The sequence below is a fragment of the Gilliamella sp. Pas-s27 genome (assembly GCF_009795865.1).
In the GTDB taxonomy this organism is placed as follows: domain Bacteria; phylum Pseudomonadota; class Gammaproteobacteria; order Enterobacterales; family Orbaceae; genus Gilliamella.
Map to the genome: position 1 here is coordinate 1 of NZ_WTEW01000159.1, position 246 is coordinate 246.

Genomic DNA, 246 nt, shown 5'->3' on the forward strand with positions numbered 1-246 from the left:
TACACTTAAGATAGATATTATCCTGTGTACCCAGTTCGATACCTTCGCTGCTGATTTTGATATAAGAGCCACCGCAGATAAGGGTTATCTCTTTTGCTGCTGTTATCTGAGTTTTAGCATCCACACTATCCACTTTGATATCTTGTTTGGCTGCCATATTGAGATTGGCGTTTTGGGCTTGCACCTCGATATCGCCTTGGTTGGCAAACAGTTTCATCCCTGATTTTTGGGCAAATAACCCCAGCG

General features: G+C 43.1%; 1 protein-coding gene. It reads right to left on the bottom strand.

All coding sequences use genetic code 11. The annotated features are described in order from the left end of the window. Positions 1-246: DUF2345 domain-containing protein (locus tag GQ589_RS12125; protein WP_160426516.1), on the bottom strand; the 246-nt coding region annotated here is incomplete at both ends.